A 4219-nucleotide genomic window follows, 5' to 3' on the forward strand; every position below is an offset into this window, starting at 1 on the left:
GTGCGACGTCTTCGACTTCGACTTCACCCAGCCGACGCTGCTGCTGATCGGCCCGGCACGGAGCCGGGGGCCGTCGCGGGGAGATCGGGGTACGGCCGGCTTCCCCGGCCGGCCGTACGCCCGCGGGCCGGTCAGTGGACCGGGTCCGCGTCCTCGCGCGCCTGCCTGGGCAGGAGGAAACCGGCCAGGAAGGTCAGCGCGACCATCCCGGCGACGACCCAGAAGGTGCTCTGCGCGGCGGCGGTCGGGTCGCCGTCCATCGCGCCGAAGAAGACGGTGCCGAGCAGGGCCACCCCGAGCGCCGCGCCGACCTGCTGGAGCGCGGTGAGCGTGCCGGAGGCGGAGCCGGTCTCGTGCGGCTCGACCCCGGCCAGCGCGATCTCGAAGTAGGGGCCCATGATCAGCCCGGACCCCAGGCCGGTGACGAGCAGGGCCGGGGCGAGCAGCCAGGGGCTGACCTCGGGGCCGAGGAGCAGCAGGAGGGCGACGACACCGGCCGTCATGATCACGGCGCCCGCGTGCAGCACCCGGCGGCCGTGCCTCCTGACCGCCTGCATGGCGCCCATGCCGATGATCATGCCCACGGAGAGCGGGACGCCGGCCAGGCCGGCCTTCAGCGGGGTGTAGCCGAGGCCGAGCTGGGTGTAGAGGTTGAAGACGAGGCCGAACCCGCTGAAGGCGGAGAAGTAGATCGTTCCGGTGAACATGCCGCCGATGAACGCGCGCTTGCGGAACAGGCTCGGCGCGATCAGCGGGTCGCCGCCCCTGCGGTTGCGGCGCGACTCGTACCAGCCGAAGAGCGCGAACACCGCCATGGAGCCGGCCATCATCACGAACGTCCACGCCGGCCAGCCGTGCTCGCGGCCCTGGACCAGCGGGAAGACGATCAGCAGCGAGCCGAGGGAGGCCAGGAGCGCGCCGGGGAGGTCGAGCCGGAGGGCCCGGGCCGGGCGGCCGGTGGGCAGGAACCTCATCGCGGCCAGCACCGTGACCAGGCCGATCGGCAGGTTGATCAGGAAGATCATGCGCCAGCCGGTGCCGAACAGGTCGGCGTCGACCAGCCAGCCCGCCAGGATCGGCCCGCCGATCGCGGACAGTCCCATGATCGGGCCGAACGCGCCGAAGGCCACCTGGAGCTCCTTGGGCGGGAACATCTCCTTCATCATGCCGAGCCCCTGCGGGACCATGGCGGCGCCGAACAGGCCCTGGACCACGCGGGCGGCGATCACGGTCTCCGGCGAGACGGAGATCGCGCAGAGCAGCGAGCCGATCACGAAGCCGGCCGCGCCGATGAGGAACATCCGCTTGCGGCCGACGATGTCGCCCAGGCGCCCGCCGGTGAGCAGGCCGGCGGTCATGGCCAGCGTGTAGGCCACCCCGAGCCACTGGATCATCGAGGTCCCGCCGCCGAGGTCGGCCTGCATCGTCGGGCCGGCGATGTTGGTGACGGTGGCGTCGAGGAGCTCCATCACGGAGCCGGCGAGGATCACGAAGAGCGCCGGCCAGCGCCACCTGTACGGCGCGGGCCCGGTGGCCTCCGCTGCCTCAACCGGGCGGATGTCGAGGGTGGTCATTGCTCCTCCAGAGCCTGTCGTTCGGGGGATGCGTGAACGCTGCGGGGGGTCGCGGGAAGAGGTTCCGCGATCGCGCGGGCCATTGAATGGAACTGTTTGTTCCGTTCCACAATAGCAGAACGGAATGCTTCATTCCAGATTTCCCTGAGAGGTGTCCGGTCCTACCGACCGGACGTCCCGCTCCGGATCCCCGCCGCGGTCACATGGACCACGCTAGGGTTCTTGTAGGTCATCTCCTGGCCTAGATGACCAGCTCGCGGAGGATTTGTGGGACGGGTGTTCGAGGACTCCGAGGACTTCGAGGACTCCAGGGACTCCGAGGATGAGGACGCCTGACGGTCCCGGCCGGGATGCGCCCGCGGGCACTCAGGGCCTCCCGCCTGCGGGTCGGGGCGCTCGGGACCTCACACCTGCCGGTCAACCGGGACAGTTGCCGGTCAGCCGGTCAGCCCATCAACCGGTCAGCCCGTCAGCGGTCAGCCCGTCAGCGGTCAGTCGGTCAGTCGGGCAGTTCGGGAAGGGTCAGCCCCAACGCGGCCGCCAGGTCCACTGTTCTGCGGGGTGTCGAGCACTGCCTGGCCAGGCTGGTCTGGTCGAGGCGGCCGTTACGGGCTTGGAACAGGCACTGCGCGGCGGGATGCCGTCGCAGCTCGTCCGTGGTGAGCTCGGCGGCGGCGCGGTGCGCCGCGGCTACCAGGGCGGGGAACGACGACCGCAGATCCGCGGCCCACCTCTCGACCGTCTCCAGCCAGCCGCGTGTGGCGGCGTCGGGTGCCGAGGAGAACCGCGTGATCGTCGTGGTCAGCTCCGACCAGGTGAATCCGTGCCAGGGCTTGGACTTCAGGACGGGCAGCTGCCACCGGCGCTTGACGATCGACCAGTGATCCGCGCGCGCCTCCACCGAGTGGACCGTGAATCCCGGCACGCACAGCGCGGTCAGGTTCCAGCCATGGCAGGCGCCGGTGTCCAGGCCGAAGACCCTGCCGTCGCGGATCATCGGCTCACGCCCGGTCACATGGTGGCCGACGACGACCGGCTTGGCGTCGGTGTAGTGGTCGTGCCAGTGGCTGTCCGGGAACAGCGCGGTGAGCTCCCGTTCGCCGCTGGTCGAGCCGCAGAGGATTTCCTCTCTCTGCTCGGCCGGCGGAATTCCGGGCAGCATCGCGGCGTGGACGACGCGGACATGCTCGTTCTCGAAGAAGTACGGCAGCGTCCGCATCCAGCGGACCGTTTCGGCGTAGCGCTCGCCCAGCTGTAAGCGCGTGATCTCTTGCGCGTAGGAGAAGATCCCGCGCACGTGCTTGCGCTCGTGGTTGCCCATGACCACGACCGAGTTCGGGCGCTCGCGGAAGAACCTGACCACCTCGCCGGGCGCTGGACCGCGGTCGACCAGGTCGCCGACGCTGACCAGCAGGTCGTCCGGACGGAGATTCACTTCCTGGAGCAGTTCGAGCAGTTCGTCGAAGCAGCCGTGGATGTCGCCGATGATGACGGTACGCCGCACCCCGGTGAGCCTAGGCAGCCACCGGTCCGGTGGGCAAAGGATTATCCGGGGTGGCCTCCCCCGGCCGGTGCGATCGCCGGCCGTCATCGACGCCGCCCGGCACGAATGCCCGGGCTCCCGCCCACCGCCGCGGCGGGCGGGTCACTTCGGGCGCAGCGAGGTGAGCAGCAGGTCGGCGAAGTGCTCCCCGATCTCGGCGCCGGACAGCGCCCCCTCCGGGCTGTACCAGGTGCCCAGGTGGTGGACCGAGCCGAAGAAGTCAACGACCATCTCGGCCGGGGTGTCGCTCCTGGCTCCGCCGACAAGCGAGCCCGATCAGGCGCCAGCATACCTACCCATCAAGGAGGACTCATGCAAGGACGTTGGAGGAGAACGTCGGTCGTCGTAGTCGCGAGTGCGATCGCCGGGGGCGCTGTCACCGGGCCGGTGTCCGCCGCCACGTCGGCGTCCGTCACGGCCGCGTCAGCGAGCTGCGGCAAGTCCGTGGCCTTCCCGAGCGGGGCTTTTATCCGGTCCGCGAGATCACGTTCAAGGGCCGCACGCTGTGGCTGCGTAACGTGAGGCTCACCGACTACTCCTATGCCTACATCAAGAGCGGCTACCGCGCCGGTGACCTCGTCACGGTGCACCGCTCGAAAAACGGCGGGAAGACCTGGAAGAACTGCGGTCCGTTCACACGGGACCACTCCAATCAACAGCCCAATTAGCACGTGTGGATGCGCGCCTGCATCGGTGTGAGAGTCAGTGGCGCGCTCAGGAGCAAGTGCACGGGTTGGTATTACGACAAGGGCTGACACGTCCTCAAACAGCTATCTGGGGAGACTTGGCTTCTCCGTCCGCCCATACTCCCCTACGGCGACGTGGCCAGGATCGACGATCCTGGCCACGGGCTGAGACGGCTTCCGCGTTTGCCCGCTCTGTCCGCGTACACGAAATTATTCACGGATTGATGTGGTAATAACGACTCAATTAGCTTATGTATCGAATTTAGTGGAGGTCTTTACGAATAGGGCGAGTTTAAATTAGCCTTGCCGCTGGAGCCGTCACCTTCCACGGACTGAGCTGGAGTCCAGCGCCCTCATGACCCATCCGTCACCCGCGCCCTCGCCCACCTCCCAGCCGCCCCCCGCCGTCCGACCGG

3 protein-coding genes and 1 pseudogene are annotated in these 4219 nt (G+C 68.8%); 1 reads left to right on the forward strand and 3 read right to left on the reverse strand.

The genetic code is table 11. The features are described 5' to 3' along the window. Positions 1-131: 131 nt before the first annotated feature. From ACWDS7_RS46920 to ACWDS7_RS46930, 3 genes and pseudogenes are all read right to left on the reverse strand, one after another. The gene (locus ACWDS7_RS46920; RefSeq protein WP_451934585.1) at positions 132-1574 is read right to left on the reverse strand and encodes an MFS transporter; all 1443 of its coding nucleotides are present in this window, start codon (positions 1572-1574) and stop codon (positions 132-134) included. 499 nt (positions 1575-2073) lie between these two features. After that, positions 2074-3078 carry a metallophosphoesterase family protein gene (locus tag ACWDS7_RS46925; RefSeq protein ID WP_451934586.1) on the reverse strand — a complete coding sequence of 335 codons (1005 nt, stop codon included), beginning with the start codon at positions 3076-3078 and terminating at the stop codon, positions 2074-2076. A gap of 141 nt (positions 3079-3219) precedes the next feature. Next, positions 3220-3351, reverse strand: a pseudogene (locus ACWDS7_RS46930) (TetR/AcrR family transcriptional regulator); the annotation flags it as partial. 89 nt (positions 3352-3440) lie between these two features. On the opposite strand from ACWDS7_RS46930, the gene ACWDS7_RS46935 reads away from it, so the two are divergent. Further along, a complete protein-coding gene (locus ACWDS7_RS46935) occupies positions 3441-3785 on the forward strand; it encodes a hypothetical protein (protein WP_451934587.1) in 345 nt (114 codons plus the stop codon). The last annotated feature ends 434 nt before the right edge of the window (positions 3786-4219 follow it).

The organism is Streptosporangium sp. NPDC003464, assembly GCF_053588315.1.

What these genes read in the sequence shown, in the direction of transcription:
- ACWDS7_RS46920 (WP_451934585.1), bottom strand. Translation starts at nt 1,574, where the DNA reads ATGACCACCCTCGACATCCGCCCGGTTGAGGCAGCGGAGGCCACCGGG.